General features: G+C 50.4%; 14 protein-coding genes. 5 read left to right on the plus strand and 9 right to left on the minus strand.

What is annotated here, in order from left to right; translation table 11 throughout:
- Nucleotides 1-96: 96 nt before the first annotated feature.
- Nucleotides 97-1,245 carry a virulence factor gene (locus tag WFK81_RS03030; RefSeq protein WP_336784961.1) on the plus strand — a complete coding sequence of 383 codons (1,149 nt, stop codon included), beginning with the start codon at nt 97-99 and terminating at the stop codon, nt 1,243-1,245.
- Nucleotides 1,246-1,365: 120 nt separating this feature from the next.
- Here the strand turns inward: WFK81_RS03030 and WFK81_RS03035 are convergent, their stop codons facing one another.
- Nucleotides 1,366-2,508 (minus strand): transglutaminase domain-containing protein, encoded by a 1,143-nt coding sequence (locus WFK81_RS03035; protein WP_336784962.1) that lies wholly within the window; start codon nt 2,506-2,508, stop codon nt 1,366-1,368.
- 460 nt (nt 2,509-2,968) lie between these two features.
- Here WFK81_RS03035 and WFK81_RS03040 point away from each other — a divergent pair, with 460 nt between their 5' ends.
- A complete protein-coding gene (locus tag WFK81_RS03040; protein WP_442956015.1) occupies nt 2,969-4,897 on the plus strand; it encodes an LTA synthase family protein in 1,929 nt (642 codons plus the stop codon).
- A 62-nt stretch (nt 4,898-4,959) separates the two neighbouring features.
- Here the strand turns inward: WFK81_RS03040 and WFK81_RS03045 are convergent, their stop codons facing one another.
- From WFK81_RS03045 to WFK81_RS03070, 6 genes are all read right to left on the minus strand, one after another.
- Nucleotides 4,960-6,717, minus strand: coding sequence for a glycoside hydrolase family 2 protein (locus WFK81_RS03045; protein WP_336784964.1), 1,758 nt, complete (start codon nt 6,715-6,717; stop codon nt 4,960-4,962).
- Nucleotides 6,718-6,778: 61 nt separating this feature from the next.
- Nucleotides 6,779-9,187, minus strand: a complete 2,409-nt coding sequence (locus WFK81_RS03050) for a glycoside hydrolase family 43 protein (RefSeq protein WP_336784965.1) — start codon at nt 9,185-9,187, stop codon at nt 6,779-6,781.
- Between the two features lie 20 nt (nt 9,188-9,207).
- Nucleotides 9,208-10,047, minus strand: a complete 840-nt coding sequence (locus WFK81_RS03055; RefSeq protein WP_336784966.1) for a carbohydrate ABC transporter permease — start codon at nt 10,045-10,047, stop codon at nt 9,208-9,210.
- An 89-nt stretch (nt 10,048-10,136) separates the two neighbouring features.
- Nucleotides 10,137-10,955 (minus strand): carbohydrate ABC transporter permease, encoded by an 819-nt coding sequence (locus WFK81_RS03060; protein ID WP_336784967.1) that lies wholly within the window; start codon nt 10,953-10,955, stop codon nt 10,137-10,139.
- A 91-nt stretch (nt 10,956-11,046) separates the two neighbouring features.
- Nucleotides 11,047-12,456 carry an ABC transporter substrate-binding protein gene (locus WFK81_RS03065; RefSeq protein ID WP_336784968.1) on the minus strand — a complete coding sequence of 470 codons (1,410 nt, stop codon included), beginning with the start codon at nt 12,454-12,456 and terminating at the stop codon, nt 11,047-11,049.
- A 282-nt stretch (nt 12,457-12,738) separates the two neighbouring features.
- Nucleotides 12,739-13,662: an ArsR/SmtB family transcription factor gene (locus tag WFK81_RS03070; RefSeq protein WP_336784969.1), complete on the minus strand. Its 924-nt coding sequence runs from the start codon at nt 13,660-13,662 to the stop codon at nt 12,739-12,741.
- Nucleotides 13,663-13,905: 243 nt separating this feature from the next.
- Here WFK81_RS03070 and WFK81_RS03075 point away from each other — a divergent pair, with 243 nt between their 5' ends.
- Nucleotides 13,906-14,238 (plus strand): antibiotic biosynthesis monooxygenase family protein, encoded by a 333-nt coding sequence (locus WFK81_RS03075; protein WP_336784970.1) that lies wholly within the window; start codon nt 13,906-13,908, stop codon nt 14,236-14,238.
- A 13-nt stretch (nt 14,239-14,251) separates the two neighbouring features.
- On the opposite strand, the gene WFK81_RS03080 is transcribed toward WFK81_RS03075, so the two are convergent.
- Complete coding sequence (locus WFK81_RS03080; protein WP_336784971.1) at nt 14,252-14,704, minus strand: MarR family winged helix-turn-helix transcriptional regulator; 453 nt, start codon at nt 14,702-14,704, stop codon at nt 14,252-14,254.
- 136 nt (nt 14,705-14,840) lie between these two features.
- On the opposite strand from WFK81_RS03080, the gene WFK81_RS03085 reads away from it, so the two are divergent.
- On the plus strand, nt 14,841-15,275 hold the full coding sequence (locus WFK81_RS03085) for a GNAT family N-acetyltransferase (RefSeq protein WP_336784972.1): 435 nt from the start codon (nt 14,841-14,843) through the stop codon (nt 15,273-15,275).
- A 25-nt stretch (nt 15,276-15,300) separates the two neighbouring features.
- Here the strand turns inward: WFK81_RS03085 and WFK81_RS03090 are convergent, their stop codons facing one another.
- Nucleotides 15,301-15,948, minus strand: a complete 648-nt coding sequence (locus WFK81_RS03090) for a hypothetical protein (RefSeq protein ID WP_336784973.1) — start codon at nt 15,946-15,948, stop codon at nt 15,301-15,303.
- A 268-nt stretch (nt 15,949-16,216) separates the two neighbouring features.
- On the opposite strand from WFK81_RS03090, the gene WFK81_RS03095 reads away from it, so the two are divergent.
- On the plus strand, nt 16,217-16,576 hold the full coding sequence (locus WFK81_RS03095) for a hypothetical protein (protein ID WP_336784974.1): 360 nt from the start codon (nt 16,217-16,219) through the stop codon (nt 16,574-16,576).
- Nucleotides 16,577-16,593: the final 17 nt, after the last annotated feature.

Raw genomic sequence — 16,593 nt, forward strand, 5'->3', positions numbered from 1 at the left:
CCAATCAACTGCTGCGGAGCTGTATTCGCGTAAGCTGTTTTTTTCATGTACACTATGATTATAAGCTTAAGTTAGTGAACGGGAGGCGTAATAAAGATGAAACTTATTTCAATAGAACCAACTCCAAGTCCAAATTCCATGAAGCTGAACGTCGATGAATCGCTTCCGCGCGGCATCAGACAATCCTATACGAAAAAAGAAATCGAATCCGCACCGGAGCCGCTGAAGGCGCTTCTTGCCATCGAAGGCGTGCGGAGCATCTTCCGCACGGCCGACTTTATCGCGCTGGACCGCGTTACCAGCGCGGACTGGGCGCGTATTCTCGCCGACGCGAGAGCGCTGCTGCAAGGCGGAACCGAAGGCGGCGGCGACGCGGGAGCCGCGCTTGCCGCCGAGAGCTATGGCGAGGCGCATGTGCTTGTCCAAATGTACCGTGGCATCCCGATGCAGGTACGCGTGAAGAACGGCGAACGCGAGGCCCGCTCCGCGCTGCCGCAGAAATTCACCGATGCCGTAACCGAAGCGGCCGGCGCTTCGATGATCCGCGAACGGAAGCTGGAGGAATTTGGAATCCGTTACGGCGAGCTTGAAGAGATTGCAGCCGAGATCGTGAAGGAGCTTGAAGCTGCTTATACGCCTGAACGGCTTAAGGAGCTTATCGCGGCCGCCCAGGCATTAGGTCCGGGCGAAGAGCCCGCTGCTCCCGCTAGACCGGCGCCGCTCACCGACGAAGAAATCGCCGAGCGCTTCGAGTCGCCCGAATGGCAGGTCCGCTATGCCGCGCTCGAGCGGATGGCTCCGGAGCCTGAGCTGCTGCCATTGATCGCCCGGGCGCTGCATGACGAGAACATGTCGATCAGGCGCCTAGCCGTCGTTTATCTTGGCGATCTGCGCACGCCCGAGGCCATGCCTTACCTGTTCGAGGCGCTGCGCGACAAATCCGTATCCGTGCGTCGTACGGCAGGCGATACGTTGTCCGATTGGGGCGATCCGGCAGCAACCGGCCCGATGATTGAAGCGCTGCGCGATCCGAACAAGCTTGTCCGCTGGCGCGCGGCGCGCTTCCTGTATGAAGCCGGCGACGAGAGCGCCGTGGAAGCGCTGCGCGAGGCCGCGAAGGATGCCGAGTTCGAGATCCAGCTGCAAGCGCAGATGGCGCTGGAGCGGATCGAGCGCGGCGAGGAAGCTGCCGGCTCGGTATGGCAGCAGATGACCGCCGCACGGAGCCGCGAGCAGCAGCAGTAATTGTACGTGGTATTAGAGCCTTCGCCAGGTTGTTGCAGAAAGTACAGTCTATTACCTCAAAATCAAAAAAGAGCATTCGCTTCCTCACAAGCGAATGCTCTTTCCTATTTCTTTGAATTTTTATTGATAATCCAGCTGCACCTGCACAAGCATCGAACCGTCATTGCCGTATGGCTCGTAACGGGCGGAATAACGCACGGATACATGCGCCACCTTAAAGGCCGTCGGCAGATCGGTCGCAAGCTGCGAGCCATGCAGATAACGGAACTTCATGCCCGTCTGCTGCTCCATCACGGCCTCGCGGATCTCCTGCTCCAGTTCTACCAGGCTTGCTACCGTATTTTCCGGCTCCGTCCAATGCAAGCCAAGATCGGTGATCAGCTTAGCATAGACATCGGACTTTCCGCTGTCCGTGCTCTTCAGCTTGTTAAGCTCGCTGCCGTAGGAATGATTCGCGGCCGGGTAGGTTTTGACCCATTGATGATCGACCCGCATCTCGTCATCCGTTTTCAAATAATAATTGTAGCTAATGCGGGACTCCGTCTGCTGCGTGCCGGCCTGCTTCACAACGGGATCATCCCAAGTCATATCGAGATGATACCAATTGCCGTCCAGCTGTACCATATTCCAAGCGTGGTCGCCGGTTTTCACTTTACCCTCGGCAATAAGAACAGGAATTCCGACAGCTTTTAGCATTTTATAAGCAAGAAGCGAATAACCTTGACATACAGCGGTTCCCGTAGTGAGAGCATCGTAAGCGGTATAATGCTTTAGCGTCTCGTCATATCGCAGTCGGCCTACAATCCAGTCGTGAATCGCCTTCACTTTCTCATGCTCGTTCATCTGCGGAGTAATAATCTGTTTGATCGCTTTGCTCACCATTGCGTCAACGGCAGCGGTCTGATCCTTCGTTTCGCGGTATCTGGCCTCCAGTTTGATGGTGGACAGATTGCCCCAGCTGCGAATGGTATAAAGATAGGAGTCAAGGATATACGCGGTGTAATCATCCTGCGCAAGCGCCAGATTAATCGTATTCTGCAAGCCGTCGGAAAGCTTGTGCTTGTCTCCTTTATATTGAAGAGTAAAATGCTCGGATCTGCTTTGAAATTGCGATGCCAGCTCATCCTCGAGCTGATCGATCGTACCGCCCCCGCCGCTTGACGCAGACGCAAAAACAGAGAACAGATCGGATTTCATATTCAAACCAATGGCAACGGCAAGCAGGGCTGCTACTGTCGCTATTTTCCAACCTGTTTTTCGCATAGGTACCTCCCGCTTCGGGAATATTAGTTTCTTTCCTTATTTTATGCGATTCCCAATCGTGATAAACACTACAGTACCTAAAATATAAAGGATATGAATCTATCTCCATCATAACGCTATTTTCCGCTATGGCAAGATAAGATTTCGTTGTCAATTATTGCATAGAATAATAACCGCCAACGCAAGCAATTACTGGTGTCGGCTGCCGGTCATCTTGCATTTCATTATAGCAATGAATTATAGTAATAAAGTAAATAGACGATACTTCGCAGACCGTGCTCGGAGGTTGATGATTTGATGTTTATCCGTCAATCACCCGCAGCACTTTTTCGTCTGCTGACATGCATGATTATGCGATTTTGAACAACCCTATTACTAATCCCGCAAGTCGCGAGCTGCAATCGGTACATAACGGGGGCAGCCGTTCATATTATACAGTTTACCCCTGGTTAATAACTGAATGAAAGGGAGACGATTCGTTTTGACTAACGGATATCGGTGGAAAGCGCTGCTGAACAAGCCTTTTGTTGTCTTTTCCATCATTATGATTCTAAAAATGCTTCTCGTCTGGATCATCGTATTCGATGGCGGGACAGGAGATATCATTAAAATGCTGTTGACCGGCATTTCATCAATCGGGTTTATTTTCTGCCTTATCGAGGCCTTTGCTTACAGGAAGAAGTTCATGACTTACCTGATCCTCGACCTCATTCTAACCGGCATTTATTTTGCCGTTATTATGTACTACAAATATTTCGGCGTTATCGTTACTTATCATGAACTGCGCCAGGTGAACCAGGTTGGCGAAGTGAACAGCAGCGTCTTCTCGCTGATGGACCCCTACTTCCTGTTTATCTTTACGGATATCGTGTTCCTGTTCATCATGTTTGCCAGCAGCAAGCGATTCCGCGCATGGACCCGCACGCTGTCGGTCAAAGGCAGAAGAAGCTGGTTTGTGGCTGGACAAGTGCTTGCGGTTGCCGCCTGCGCCACGGCCATTATTCCATACCGCCAGGATATGAACGAATTCCAGCAAGCGAAAAACATGGGGATTCTGAACTACGAACTTTATGCGACGTTTGCTCCTTCCAAAGACCTGCCGATCAACGCGGAGGAAGTCACGCCGGCCATGGTCGAGCGGGAAAAGGGAAGCGCTCAGCCGGCACAGCCGGCCTATTGGGAAGCTGCCAAAGGGAAAAACGTTATTGTCATTCAGCTTGAAGCATTTCAGAATTTCCTTATTAACCTGAAAATCGACGGCAAAGAAATTACGCCGAATATGAATAAGCTGGCAGCGGATCATTTCTACTTCCCGCATTTCTTCCAGCAAGTGGGTCAAGGCAATACGGCTGATGCCGAGTTTGTCGTGAACACATCGCTTTACGTACCGCCTAACGGCGCAGCTTCCGAGGTGTATGCGGGCAAGGAGCTGCCTAGCATGCCGAAGGCCTTTGCCGCTAGCGGCTACCAGACAGCGACCTTCCATACGAACAACATCATGTTCTGGAACCGCAACCAGCTGTATAAGGCGCTTGGCTGGGGCAAATATTATGATGACCGGTTCTTTGGCAAAGAGGATCCCGTTGCTTTTGGTGCTTCCGACGAAGTTCTGTACGCCAAAACATCCGATGAGCTTGCGCGCATGCAGCAGACCGGCCAGCCGTTCTATGTTCAACTGATTTCCATGTCCGGCCATCATCCGTTCCGTATTCCGGAAAGCAAGTACAAGATGGAGCTGCCGGACCGTTATAAAAATACGCTGGTCGGCGATTATATTGAAGCCCAGAACTACGCGGATTACGCGCTTGGCCAATTGATCGACGAGCTGAAGAAAAACGGCGTCTGGGATAACAGCGTAATCGTCTTGTACGGCGATCATCAAGGACTGCCGATTTACTCCCTGAACAACAACGAGAAGAAGCTGATGAAGGAAATCTACGGCCGCGACTATACGCTGCCGGATATGATGAATATCCCGCTGATTATGTCCGTGCCTAACCAAACTCCGCAGGTCTTCACTCAGGTTGGCGGACAATCGGATATTTTCCCGACCATCTCTAACTTGATTGGCGTCTCGCTTAAAGATCAGGTTCACTTCGGACAGGATCTGCTGAATCATGCAAGCAACATTCTGCCTGAACGTTATTACCTGCCTTCCGGCTCGTTTATCACCGATAAAGGCGCGTTTGTGCCCGGCTCCGGTTATGCGGACGGCATTACTTATCCGATTGCGGGCGGCCCGGTAACGACTCCGCTTGAGTCCCAGGATACCTATACAAGAGCACACCGGCTAATCAGCATGTCGGATGAATATGTCGCATCTCTGCCGGAGTGGAACAAGAAAGTTACGCCGGCGGATGATACGAAGCAAGTTGCATCGGTAAAATAAATGGTTGGACACAAAAATAGCGAAGCAGGAATTATTCCTGCCTCGCTATTTTTTATTCCCTATTACATCAGATTAACCTCGCGGATCTTCTCGATCGGAATCTTCGGCTTGCGGTCTGCCGTAAGCAGTCCGTTCACTTCCTGCTGCACATCCGTAATTTGCGTATAGCAGTAGCCAACGATATAATCCCTGTCCTTGATCGCCTGATGGATATTGCGGAAGCGGTTCAAGAACGCATCATCCGACGCAACCTGGTTGCCATAGCCCCAGCCCGCCTCCGTCTGGAAGGCGATGCCGCCAAACTCGCTGACGATGACCGGCTGCCCTTGATATTCGTAGCCATCCGCAAAAGCGTATTTCCAATGGTTAAACGAGATCTCATTGTTCAGGATTTTGTCCTTGTTGCTATAACGCTTCTCGAACTCTTCCTTTGTCTCCACGTAGTCGTGAAGAGTCAGAATATCGGAAACGGTATGCTCCCAGCCGTCATTCGTAATAACCGGACGGTAAGGATCGAAGCTTTTGGTCAAATGATAGATCGCTTCGGTAAATTTCTGCTGCTTCTTGTCCTTCTTGATGTTCATGACACCCCAGGATTCGTTGAACGGAACCCAGGTAATGATGGACGGGTGATTGTATTGCTGGCGCACAACCTCCATCCACTCTTTCGTGAACTTATGAACGGCGTTGTCGTTAAATTCAAAGGTAGCGGCCATCTCCGACCAGACGAGCAGACCTTTCACGTCGCACCAGTACAGGAAACGCGCATCCTCCACCTTCATATGCTTGCGGACACCGTTGTAGCCCATCGCCAGAATATGATCAATATCTTCAATCAGAGCTTCCTCCGACGGCGGAGTCAGATGACTATCCGGCCAGTAGCCTTGATCCAGAATAAGCCGTTGATAGACCGGCGCGTTGTTGAGCAGGACGCGGCCCTTCTCGATCGAAATTTTTCGCATGCCGAAGTACGAATAGACATGGTCCAGCTTGGTGTCGCCCTTATACAATATAAATTCCACGTCATACAGGTTCGGATGGTGCGGCGACCACATGCTATGCTTCCATGGGCCGTTCGCTTCGTGAACAAGATCGGCATCCAGCTGAAGCCAAGGACGGTCTACCGTCAGGCTCATCTGCTTCACCTGTTTGCCCTTCAAGCTAATGACGGTCTCCAGGCGGATATCCGAGGCCGTGAAATCTCCTTCTACCTGATATTCAAAACGAACGGTGCGGTTGTCGATATCCGGCGTCATCTTGACGGAATCCACGCGCACGGGGGCGACAAACTCCATCCATACCGACTGCCAGATCCCCGTCGTCTGGACGTAGAAGCATTCGAAATTATCCTTCACCCAGCGCTGCTTGCCGCGCGGCTGCGTTGCGTCTTTGCTGTCTTCCACCTTAACGGTCAGCTGATTCTCTCCGCCAATGGCGATATACGGCGTAATGTCAAAGGAAAAGGCCGCATAGCCGCCTTGATGGGAGCCGACATAGGTACCGTTCATCCATACCTTCGCAACATAGTCTACGGCCTGGAAATGCAGCAGCACTCTCGAGCCTTCTGCTTCGGCCGGAATATCCAGCGTACGGTTGTACCAGACATACGGATGATGGCTTTCGTCGCCAATGCCGCTTGCCTGCGTTTCGTAAGTAAAAGGCACGTTAATCTTCAAATCGCTGCTGAAAGCAGCCGGCAAATGCGTCTCGCCCGTATTCGCGTCGTCAAACGCAAAGTTCCATTCCCCGTTCAAATCGACCCATTGTTCGCGGACGAATTGCGGACGGGGGTAGTTTTTGATATACATTTTTGTTTTCATGCGTCTTTCCCTGCTCTCTGTTACGCCCATGTGCTGCGTTTGATTATGAATGAAATGAAAGTTATCGTTTCGTATTTACCGTTATATGGCTGAATTGCCAGTTGGAAGAGCTGGCCCGAAGTCCGATCCGTCCATGCAGGAAGGCATTCCGGTCCGTCCAGATCAGAACGGGCTGGTCATTGTCCCCGTCAAACACCTGGATGTTTGCACCCTTCAGCTTGATCCGTATCGGATGTGCTTTTCCATCCCCCAGCTCCAGCACGCCGGAGGCAAGCTCCTGATTCACTTCGTAGCTGATTTTCTTCAAGATGATTCTGCCGTTGCGGAAGGCAAGCTCATACCCGATAAAAGAATCGGCAACCTGATCGCGGAAGGATGATTCCATCGTTGTCCGCAGCAGAATGGATGCCTCGTCTTCCGCGGCTTCGGCCTGCGTTACGTCCACGCCAACCTCCATATCCGTCCAGCGGGTATCCCCGCCGAAAATCATCGAATTATCGCCAGCCAGCTGCAAACCTACGGTTCCGTTATCCTCCTGCCAATACCCAAAGGTCGAGTCCGGGTCGAAAGCAACCTGCTGCTCTCCTTCAGGCGCTGCCGCCTCTATGGCTTCAATGAACCGGATGTCCGGATTTCCTTTTCCTTTGGAGAGCGTAAGCCACTGCAGGCCCTGCTTCAACGGATACGTTCCGAGCGGAACCTTCATCCATTCCGAGGAATCGTCTTCGGTGACGAACTCTTCCGCCTTAAGCTTTACGGACCGCTTTATGCCGCCCGCTTCAACCTCAAGCGCAGAACCCGCCGAAGCATCCGATACCATCGCAGCCAGCATATAGTCCCCGTCCGAGCGGACGTATACCGGGAATGCAAGCTCCGAAGCCTTGCCGGTCAGTTCGGCCGAGAAGCTGCCGTCAGGCGTTCCTTCTTGATGAATAGTGACTTCATTATTGCCTGACGCTGCCGCGTGTACGGCTTCCATCGTTCCGGGCACCTGCTTAATTATTTTGTTGTCGCTGCTGCCGCCCGCTTCATTCGAGAATGCCGTGTACAGCAGCTCCGGCTTCAAGCCGCCCGTCCAGGCGTAACCGATTTGTCCGGCTTTTGCCGCGAGCTCCGCATTATCGATGAGCAGAAGCCCGTCCCAGTATACTCTTGTTCCGCTCTGGTCCGCTTCCACCCGAACGGTATGCAGCTTGGAGAAATCCATGCCATCAGGCAAAGAAGCCTTCTGCACCTCTTTATCCGCCGCCGCATCCCTTAACGAGATGGAGCGGTCAGCCGGATTGATCCGGATGCTGCGGTAGTCGTCCGCGCTCGCATAGGAGAAGACGGTCTCCAATTCACCGCTTTCGCTGCCCAGGACAACGTTGTATTCTGCCGTAAAACGGTCCCCCGTCGGCATCGTAGTCACCCAGGCTGCATCGGCCCCGGAAATTTCGGCCGGTTGCCATTTATCCGAGCTTGGACTGCCGCCAAGCGGATCGCGGAACGCCGGAAGCGCGGGAGCCGGAACCGGTGAATCATGCGTTGGGCCAAGCACGGACATTTTATCCCCGTTAAACGTCAGGCGGTCCATGTTAAGCTTCCTTACCGGAGGTCCTTCGGCCGAGCTGCCAACCAAATTGTGATAAACGATATAATAGGAGTCCATATCCGGGCCAAGCACCGTTGCGCTGTGCCCAAGTCCGTTAAAAGCTTTGTCCGTCGAGATAAGGATCGGATTATTGTCGGGAATCGTATAAAGGCCGATTGGCGACTCATGCCCTACCGCGTAATTAACGCGATAACCCTTGGAGAAAACATGATTGCCGGTATACGTAATGAAATATCTGCCGCCCCGCTTAATAATCATTGAGCCTTCCGTCCAATGCCCCAATGACGTGTTCAGCTTATCGCCTGCTTCGATCGTATAAGGATCACTCATGCTGCTTGCCATAATGCCGCCGGATTCCGCATGGGTGAAATACCATTTGGCATCATCGTCGATAAAGACGGAGCCGTCAATCGTCAGGCCGAGATTATCGGTTTTTACCTTGAACGGCCCTGTGGGACTGTCGCTTTGCAGCACGTAATGCCCTTTGCCCGCAGGAGACGTATACATATAGAAGGAACCGTTCCAATACACCACTTCCGGCGCATAAGCGCCTTCGCTTACCGGCTCCTCCGTTACCAGACCTTCGTAGCTCCAATGGACCAGATCGTCGGAGCTCCATGCTTTTATGCCGACCCGCCAGTCCTTCGTGCTGCAGTACAAATAATATTTGCCGTTGTAGCGCAGCACGTAAGGATCGCCGATGCCGTAATCTTCCCATTCCTGGCCCAGCGTCATCGGATTCTGATAAGTCCGATCCATCGCAATGGCCTCTCTTGATTGACCCTGCTCATCCTGCTTCTGTGTAAGCAACCATATCCCTCCTCCGCCTGCTGCGAGTACGACCGCGATGCCAATGCCGATCAAGGATCGTTTCATTTGCCATCCGCCCATGCCGTTTACCCCTTAATACCGCTGATTGCCATCGATTCAATGAAGTAACGCTGCGCCATAAAGAACACGATGACAACCGGTACAAGCGCAACAATCGACGCCGCCATCAGAGACGGGTAGTTTGACGTGGAAATATAGTTGGACTGCATGCTTGCGATAAGAACTTGAATCGTTTGGCGTTCAGGCGTATGCAGGTAAATCAGAGGACCCATAAAGTCGTTCCAGATATGCATAAAGCCAAGCGCCGCTTGCGCGGCAACCGCCGGCTTCGCAATCGGAAGCGCTACGGTTGTGAAGGTGCGGAAATAACCGCAGCCGTCGATCTTGGCCGCATCGATCAGATCGTTCGGAATGGAGCCCTGCATAAATTGCCGGAAGAAAAAGATCGTGACGATATTGCCGAATAAGCCGGGTACAATCAGCGGGGCAAGCGTATCCACCCAGCCCAGCTCGGAGAAACCGATATACTGCGGAATCATCACAACCGAGTAAGGAATCATCATCGTGCCAAGCAGCGCCATAAAGATCCCTTCTTTAAACGGAAAATCGAATTTCGAGAACGAGTAAGCCGCCATTGCGGCGACGAACAAGCCAACCGTCAGCACGCAAACCACAACAATGGCGCTGTTCATAAAGCCGTATAACAACGGCGCCTTCGACCAGACATCCTTATAGTTGAGCCAGGTTAACGGATCGGGAATCCATTGCGGCGGCACGTCGAACACATGCTGCTGCGTCTTTAACGAAGTCGACACTGTCCATACGAGCGGGCCCAGCATAATAACGGATCCCGCAAGCAGCAGCACGAAAATGACGGTATTGATAAGACGGCGTTGATTAGCCATTTGCCAAGGGCCTCCTAATCCTGATACACCCACCGCTTGGACAAGCGGAATTGTACCAATGTAATGATAAATATAAGGATGCCAAGCACCTAGGCTACCGAGCTAGCGTAACCCATGTTGAAATATTTGAACGCTTCTTGGAAAATGTAGTACACGATTGTCGCGCCGCTGTATTCCGGACCGCCGTCCGCTGCCAGTATGTACATTTGGCTGAAGGACTGGAAGGTTCCGATAATGCCCATAACGACAACATAGAAGTGAATCGGCGACAAAAGCGGAAGCGTAATATGCCTGAATTGATGCCAACGGGAAGCCCCGTCAACTTCTGCTGCCTCGTAATAGGTAGAAGAAATGCCTTGAAGTCCGGCCAGATACAACACCATCGTGCCGCCAACGCCGCCCCATAATCCCATAATAATGAAGGAAGGTTTCACCCAATTCGGATCGCCCAGCCAGTTTGGCCCCTGCGTCCCGAAGACTTTCCATATAAACTCGTTAACCAAGCCGTAATCATAGTTCAGCATCCACTGCCACAAGAGAGAAACCGCGATAATCGGGGAGATGACAGGGATATAGTAGATCGTCCGGAAAATCGAGATGCCTGAAAGCTTGCGGTTCATCATGATGGCAAGAATCATCGAGAAGATCATGCCAAGCGGAATGCCAAGAAGCAGGAAAAAGGTATTGTAGAGAGACTTATAAAATTTCTCGTCATTAAACATGTAATGAAAATTATCGAAGCCGACAATTTTCGAAGGGGTTAGCATATCCCAGGTCATAAAGCTGAGACCAAACGAGGTTAAGAGCGGCGCCAGCCCAAAGATCAGAAATCCAAGCACGGGCGGCGTGACAAATATTAGCGACCAGATGATTTCCTTGCGCCGGTATCCGGGTATCGTTGTCTTCATTAATAATCCTCCCTGGCCGAAGGTAAGAGGGGCAAAGACATCGCTTCAGGCGATTGTCTTTCCCCCGCGTACTCCAGCAAGTTCAACCTTCTTACTTGTTGCCTTCGTCGTACAGTTTTTGAAGCTTCGGCTGCTCCGCCTTCACGAAGTCAGCCGCGCTTTGCTTGCCGGTCCAGACCACGCTTGCGTCCTGCCAGAACGTATCCAGCCATTTCGTGTTTTTCGAGCTGTTTTCAATTGGAGGACGGCCGTAATCGGAGATAATATCAAGGAATACTTGGCGGCTCTCCGGTTTTTTGTCCATTTGCATAAATTCGCCTTTAGCCATATCCATCAGGTTCGGAACCGCTTGGCCGAGCTGATAGTTTTGTCTTTGCGAGTCTTGGTCAAGGCTGAGGTAGGCTGCAAGACGGAAGGCATCGTCAGGGAACTCGGTTTTTGCCGATACGACGAAACCAAGCGATCCAAGCCAAGTTGCGGTTTTGCCCGTGTTCGGGCTAGCCGGCCATGCCGCGATATCCCAGTTGAACGGCAGCTTCCAGAAGCCCGGCTGATCCCATGGACCCATCGGGAACATCGCCACTTTGCCCGCTACGAAACGCGAATAACCGTTTTGCGCTTTTTCATCATCCTTGGAAGGACTTACTTTGTTAACAAGGCTAAGGTCCGCTACAAATTGCATGGCTTGCGCAAACTCAGGAGTATCAATCGTGATCTTGCCATTGCCGTCTGTCCAGTCTCCTCCGTTTGCCCATACGGCGGATTCGGTGGAGTATGCTGCTACGCCAAAGGTATCGATCTTGCCGCGTTCATTAGCAACCGTCAACTTCTTCGCGTCGGCAATCATATCGTCCCACGTGTATTCGCCGGCTTTTGCGCTAGGATAAGGAAGACCGGCTTTGTCGAACAGATCTTTGTTGTAAGCAAGCGCCCAAGGGCCAACGTCTTTCGGCAGACCGTAGATATCGCCTTTGCCGGAAGTTGTACCGTCATAACGGTAACGATCCAGCGCTGCCGGCCATACGTTGCTTTGATCAACCAGGCTGCTCGAATCCAGCATGGATTGCAGGTTCATCAGTACGCCGCTGCTTACGAGCTTGTTGAAGTTCGCCCCGCCTGCGTAGAACACATCCGGCGTTTTTTTAGCTGCGATCAGGGTATCAAGCTTTTGGTAATACTCGCCTGGAGGTACAACCGTGTATTTTACCTTTTTGTTCGGATACTTCTTCATATAAGCATCGATCAGCTTTTGGAAGACGGCTTTCTCCGTATCTCCGCCCCAGCCCATAAATTCGATGTCGGATTTCGCGTCGGCTCCGGTATCCGTACCTTCTGCCGCTGCTCCCGTATTCGATGATTCCTGTGCTGCCGCATTGCCGTTGTTCTTGCCATTATTCGAGCTTTCCTTGCTGCCGCCGTTATTGGAGCTGCAGCCTGCCAGTACGATAATGAGACAAAGCATTGCAGCCATCCAAACTTTACCGCTTCTCCATTTCGCCATCTGTTACTTCCCCCTTCATAATGAATGAACGATATGATTTCCTGCCCTGTAAACAAATAAGTCATGACCCTTATGTACCGTTCAAACGGCCCCCGCTAGCGTTCCTTCCATAGGCTCGTATATACCGACACATTTTTTAATTTGTTTCAACTTATTTGTTTATAAACAAAATATACATGCGTTAAATCACTATGTCAACGCTTTCTTTCAATAAAATTGTATCATTCAATAAAAAAGTTCCAGATGCCTTTGTGGTAACAAAACATCTGGAACAATTGGACGTTATTCGTATTGCATCCGCATAATAATCCCTTGCGCGTAATCGCCAAACGATTTGCCAAACAAATTCATGCCGCCCTGATGCTTGGCGTCGGGCTTTAATCCGATCCGGAATGTGATAAACGGCTTCTGATCCAGCTGCAGATCCCGAAGCGTTGTCGAGGAGCTTTTCTCATTATCGATGGTGCTGCGGCTTTCTTCGATTGCCCAGGTTTTGAGCAGCCCGTGCTGGGTGCTGGAGTCATTCCACCAAGGCGGATTGAGCTTGCCCCTGTGATCTCCGAAATCGCCTGGCGAAATCCAGGAGCCTATCTCCATGTCATTCACCCATACCGTAATTTCGGAAGGCCAGTCGTTATTGTAGTTCGGCGCTTCCGAGCATAGTTCAAGAGAGAATTCGAGCGATTTCACCTTTGCGCCGGCCGGCAGCTTCTTCGGGAACCGGTATTCTATCCAGCCCTTGCGGAACCAGATAATCTCGGCCGTCCGGCTGTCCGGATGATAGAAGTTTTCCGGCTCGTCCTCAATAAAGAGCATGCCGGTCGTATTCGCCATCCCGCAGGTTGGCTGGATGTCGAAGTTAATGAAATGGCCGATCGGCATTTCGACTTCAACGGCCTTGCTTGTGTTCTGGTAGTAAGCGATCGGATTAAGTATCATGCGCACATCGTCGAAATTCCGGCTGCACACCTTCATGGCCCCGCGCGATGCCGGCTGAAGCTCGGTCAGAATAAGCTCGGCCTCCTCGAGCACCTTCACGTTGGTAGCCGCCGTGGAGACCGGAATATCAAGCGCTTCCGCAATTTCGATAATGTTCAGGTTTGGCTTGGCAAGCAGCAGCTTTATGATGCCGATTCTGGTATGTGTACTAAGAGCATGCGCAACCTTTACGAGACGATCGGGCTCGTCTATCGTTAATTCCAACAACGCAAAGTCCCTTCTTCCCCTATATCGATTATGTTTCTTACAAACAGATTAGCGCCATTTGAAATTTTTGTCTAGTTTATTTGTAACAAAATATAATTTTGTTTTTAATTACAGTTTTTTTGAATGATTATGAAGACATGAAAATCTTTCATAAGCAGCATCATAATCCTTCATTTTATTTATCCGGCAATTAATAGTATAGTCTAATCCATACAACAGCTTTTCTAAAGGAGCCAAGTAAGGATGACAAATGAAGCAGCCGGGTCTTATTATGCGGTTATTTTTTCAAGTCAACGGACAGAAGGGGATCATGGATACGGCGTGATGGCCGACAAAATGGAGGAGCTTGCCGCAAAGCAGCCCGGATTCATATCCGTGGAAAGCGTTAGGGATGCCTCGGGAGCAGGCATTACGATTTCCTATTGGGAAAGCCTTGATGCGATTCGTAACTGGAAGCAGAACCAATTGCATCAGGCTGCTCAGGAGAAAGGCAAACAGGCCTGGTATGAGAGCTACAACGTTAAAATCTGTAAAGTTGAACGGGCCTATTCCTACCCGGCAGCCGGTCATTCATGACGGCTGCCTTCTCTTAGTAGTCTCTTTTATTCCCCTTTTTCACGTAGTCCCACTCGACCTCTATATTTTTTCTTACCCTTTGCAGCAGCCGAAAAAGCGTCTCCGCTTCCTCCTCCGTTATTCCCGCCAATGCTACAGAGTTCGAATGATCCCCTTCCCGCTTCAAAAAAGGATAAGCCAGCTTGCCTTTCTCCGTTGTAAACAGCCTTTTGATCTTCTTGTTTGATTCATCGTCTTTCTTCTCGATAAAGCCTTGGAGCTCAAGCTTTTGGATCGCGCGCGCTGCCGTTGTCCGGTCCACCTTGATCATTTCCGCCAGCTTCTCTTGAATAATTCCCGGGTGTTCATAAATGCGAACCAGATACAGGTATTGCCCCTTGGTAAGCTCAAGCTCCTTGAACTCGATATTGCTTATCGAATCCAATGCCCTCGCGATCATGCCAACCTCACGAAGTATCTCCCTCATGTCGTTACCTGCCTGTCAGTCAAATTTTATTGCATTTACAACAATAATATATTTATATATACTGCATTTATCGCTGTTATTCATTATGACGATTTCCGGCATAAAAATAAATCCATAAAGTAAAGGACGGGAGTTTATGAATCCAATCAAGATTGCAACGTCCGAGGAGCTCGAAAGCGCATTTTCGATTAGAAAGAATGTGTTTGTTGAGGAACAAGGAGTACCTCTTGCCGATGAATTTGACGAATTTGACCTGCTGGACGGAAAATGCGAGCATATTCTGGCTTATTACGATGGGGAAGCGGTCGGCACGGGAAGGATCCGCACGGTCGAAGGAATGGGCAAGCTAGAGCGCATTTGTATACTGGAGCCATACCGCAAATTCGGGATTGGCAGACAAATCATTGCCGCATTGGAAGAAATCGCGCTTGAGCAGGGACTGCCTAAGGTTAAATTGCACGGACAAACGCATGCAAAAGGATTCTATGAGAAGCTTGGCTATGAGGTAGCATCGGCTGAATTCATGGAGGATGGCATCCCTCATGTTCTCATGACAAAGTCAATGAAATGAAGAATATTGGCGCTGGGATAATGATTTATGGTTTGTAATTTCTCGCAAGATTCTTATTCCAAATTTGCGCCTCGACATAGGGGATTGTACCCTCGGGGTGCATAAGCTCGATATTATTCATTAATTCGCGTGTCATCAGTCTTTTTATTTCCGTCAGCGTGAAGACATGCCCATGATAATCGGGTTGATAGTAGGCTTCGGGTCTATCTCTCGCTATCCAAAAGGAAACCATGCTGTCCGGAAACGTGAAGCTGATATCGCTATCATCAAATATGGATAGAGGAATTTGAACCTTCTCGACGGCTAAACCATTGGCTGATGAATAATCCTCTATCCAGGCTGCAGTGCCAAGCACGGAGTATATAGGATATTTATCTTTTGGTTTTCCGCCCTTTTGGATAAAGCTTTCCCTTAACCAGTTTTCGGTCTCTGTCCGGTTCTCCCAATATTGAACAGGCTCCTTGAATCTTTCGAAAAATGGAGTATCATCGCACATTTCCTCCATCACTTTTAAAGCTTCCGCCTTAGACAGCGCAGACAAGCTTCTAAAAGGCACGGAATGGTAATAGTGGGTTATGTGATCGAATAGCATTCCATCTATCCCTCCTACAATAGGTTTGAGGTTTTTGTTCCCTTTACACTCGCCGCTCGCTACTGCAAATTGTTTCGGCAATCTCAATCACACGGTTTTTATCAATCCCGTTCGCAGCACGAACATACGAAACCTATATTATTATCCAAAATGATGCTGTCCTTTCATTAGCATAGTTAAGTCCCAATTTCCATAATAAAGCAATTTATTGCAGCCAGCAATTAGAATCGGAATCGTGTTCACCTCCGGAAAAATATCTATTGTGCCCTTACCCGCTGTACATATAGTAAAGTTATTCATACTCGTTTATTTGTATCGCTAAAACAACAAGCCGTTTAGAGGTGACCCAATGAGCAAATGGCAAGCAAGCTGGATTACGGATCCCGAATTTACGGATCTTCACCTCCATGCTGCACACAAGGAAAATGCCGCTTTTACCGATGGAGAGTATTCCCACCAGCAGCATCTGATGAACCGGGCTTATAACAGCGGAGACTTACGCATGGGCGTTATAGCGGAACTGTACGGGGATCGCAATCTGCTTCTCTCAACCGACAATACCTGGAGGTTCCATCGCGCCGGCCAGTTCCTATCCTCCGATAAGACCGGTTACGATACAATAGACGCTCCTCCTGGCGTGAGGCTTGTAAAACAACCTAAAAATGCAGCCCATCGGAGTAACGATCGGCTGCATTTTCTTTGGTACTAGCCCGCTAGATTAACCCT

The organism is Paenibacillus sp. MMO-177 (assembly GCF_037147795.1).
GTDB lineage: Bacteria > Bacillota > Bacilli > Paenibacillales > Paenibacillaceae > Pristimantibacillus.

Bases quoted from the DNA above. Each gene is read 5' to 3' on its own strand.
- WFK81_RS03030 (WP_336784961.1), top strand. From the start codon at position 97: ATGAAACTTATTTCAATAGAACCAACTCCAAGTCCAAATTCCATGAAG.
- WFK81_RS03035 (WP_336784962.1), bottom strand. From the start codon at position 2,508: ATGCGAAAAACAGGTTGGAAAATAGCGACAGTAGCAGCCCTGCTTGCC.
- WFK81_RS03040 (WP_442956015.1), top strand. From the start codon at position 2,969: ATGAAAGGGAGACGATTCGTTTTGACTAACGGATATCGGTGGAAAGCG.
- WFK81_RS03045 (WP_336784964.1), bottom strand. From the start codon at position 6,717: ATGAAAACAAAAATGTATATCAAAAACTACCCCCGTCCGCAATTCGTC.
- WFK81_RS03050 (WP_336784965.1), bottom strand. From the start codon at position 9,187: ATGAAACGATCCTTGATCGGCATTGGCATCGCGGTCGTACTCGCAGCA.
- WFK81_RS03055 (WP_336784966.1), bottom strand. From the start codon at position 10,047: ATGGCTAATCAACGCCGTCTTATCAATACCGTCATTTTCGTGCTGCTG.
- WFK81_RS03060 (WP_336784967.1), bottom strand. From the start codon at position 10,955: ATGAAGACAACGATACCCGGATACCGGCGCAAGGAAATCATCTGGTCG.
- WFK81_RS03065 (WP_336784968.1), bottom strand. From the start codon at position 12,456: ATGGCGAAATGGAGAAGCGGTAAAGTTTGGATGGCTGCAATGCTTTGT.
- WFK81_RS03075 (WP_336784970.1), top strand. From the start codon at position 13,906: ATGACAAATGAAGCAGCCGGGTCTTATTATGCGGTTATTTTTTCAAGT.
- WFK81_RS03080 (WP_336784971.1), bottom strand. From the start codon at position 14,704: ATGAGGGAGATACTTCGTGAGGTTGGCATGATCGCGAGGGCATTGGAT.
- WFK81_RS03085 (WP_336784972.1), top strand. From the start codon at position 14,841: ATGAATCCAATCAAGATTGCAACGTCCGAGGAGCTCGAAAGCGCATTT.
- WFK81_RS03095 (WP_336784974.1), top strand. From the start codon at position 16,217: ATGAGCAAATGGCAAGCAAGCTGGATTACGGATCCCGAATTTACGGAT.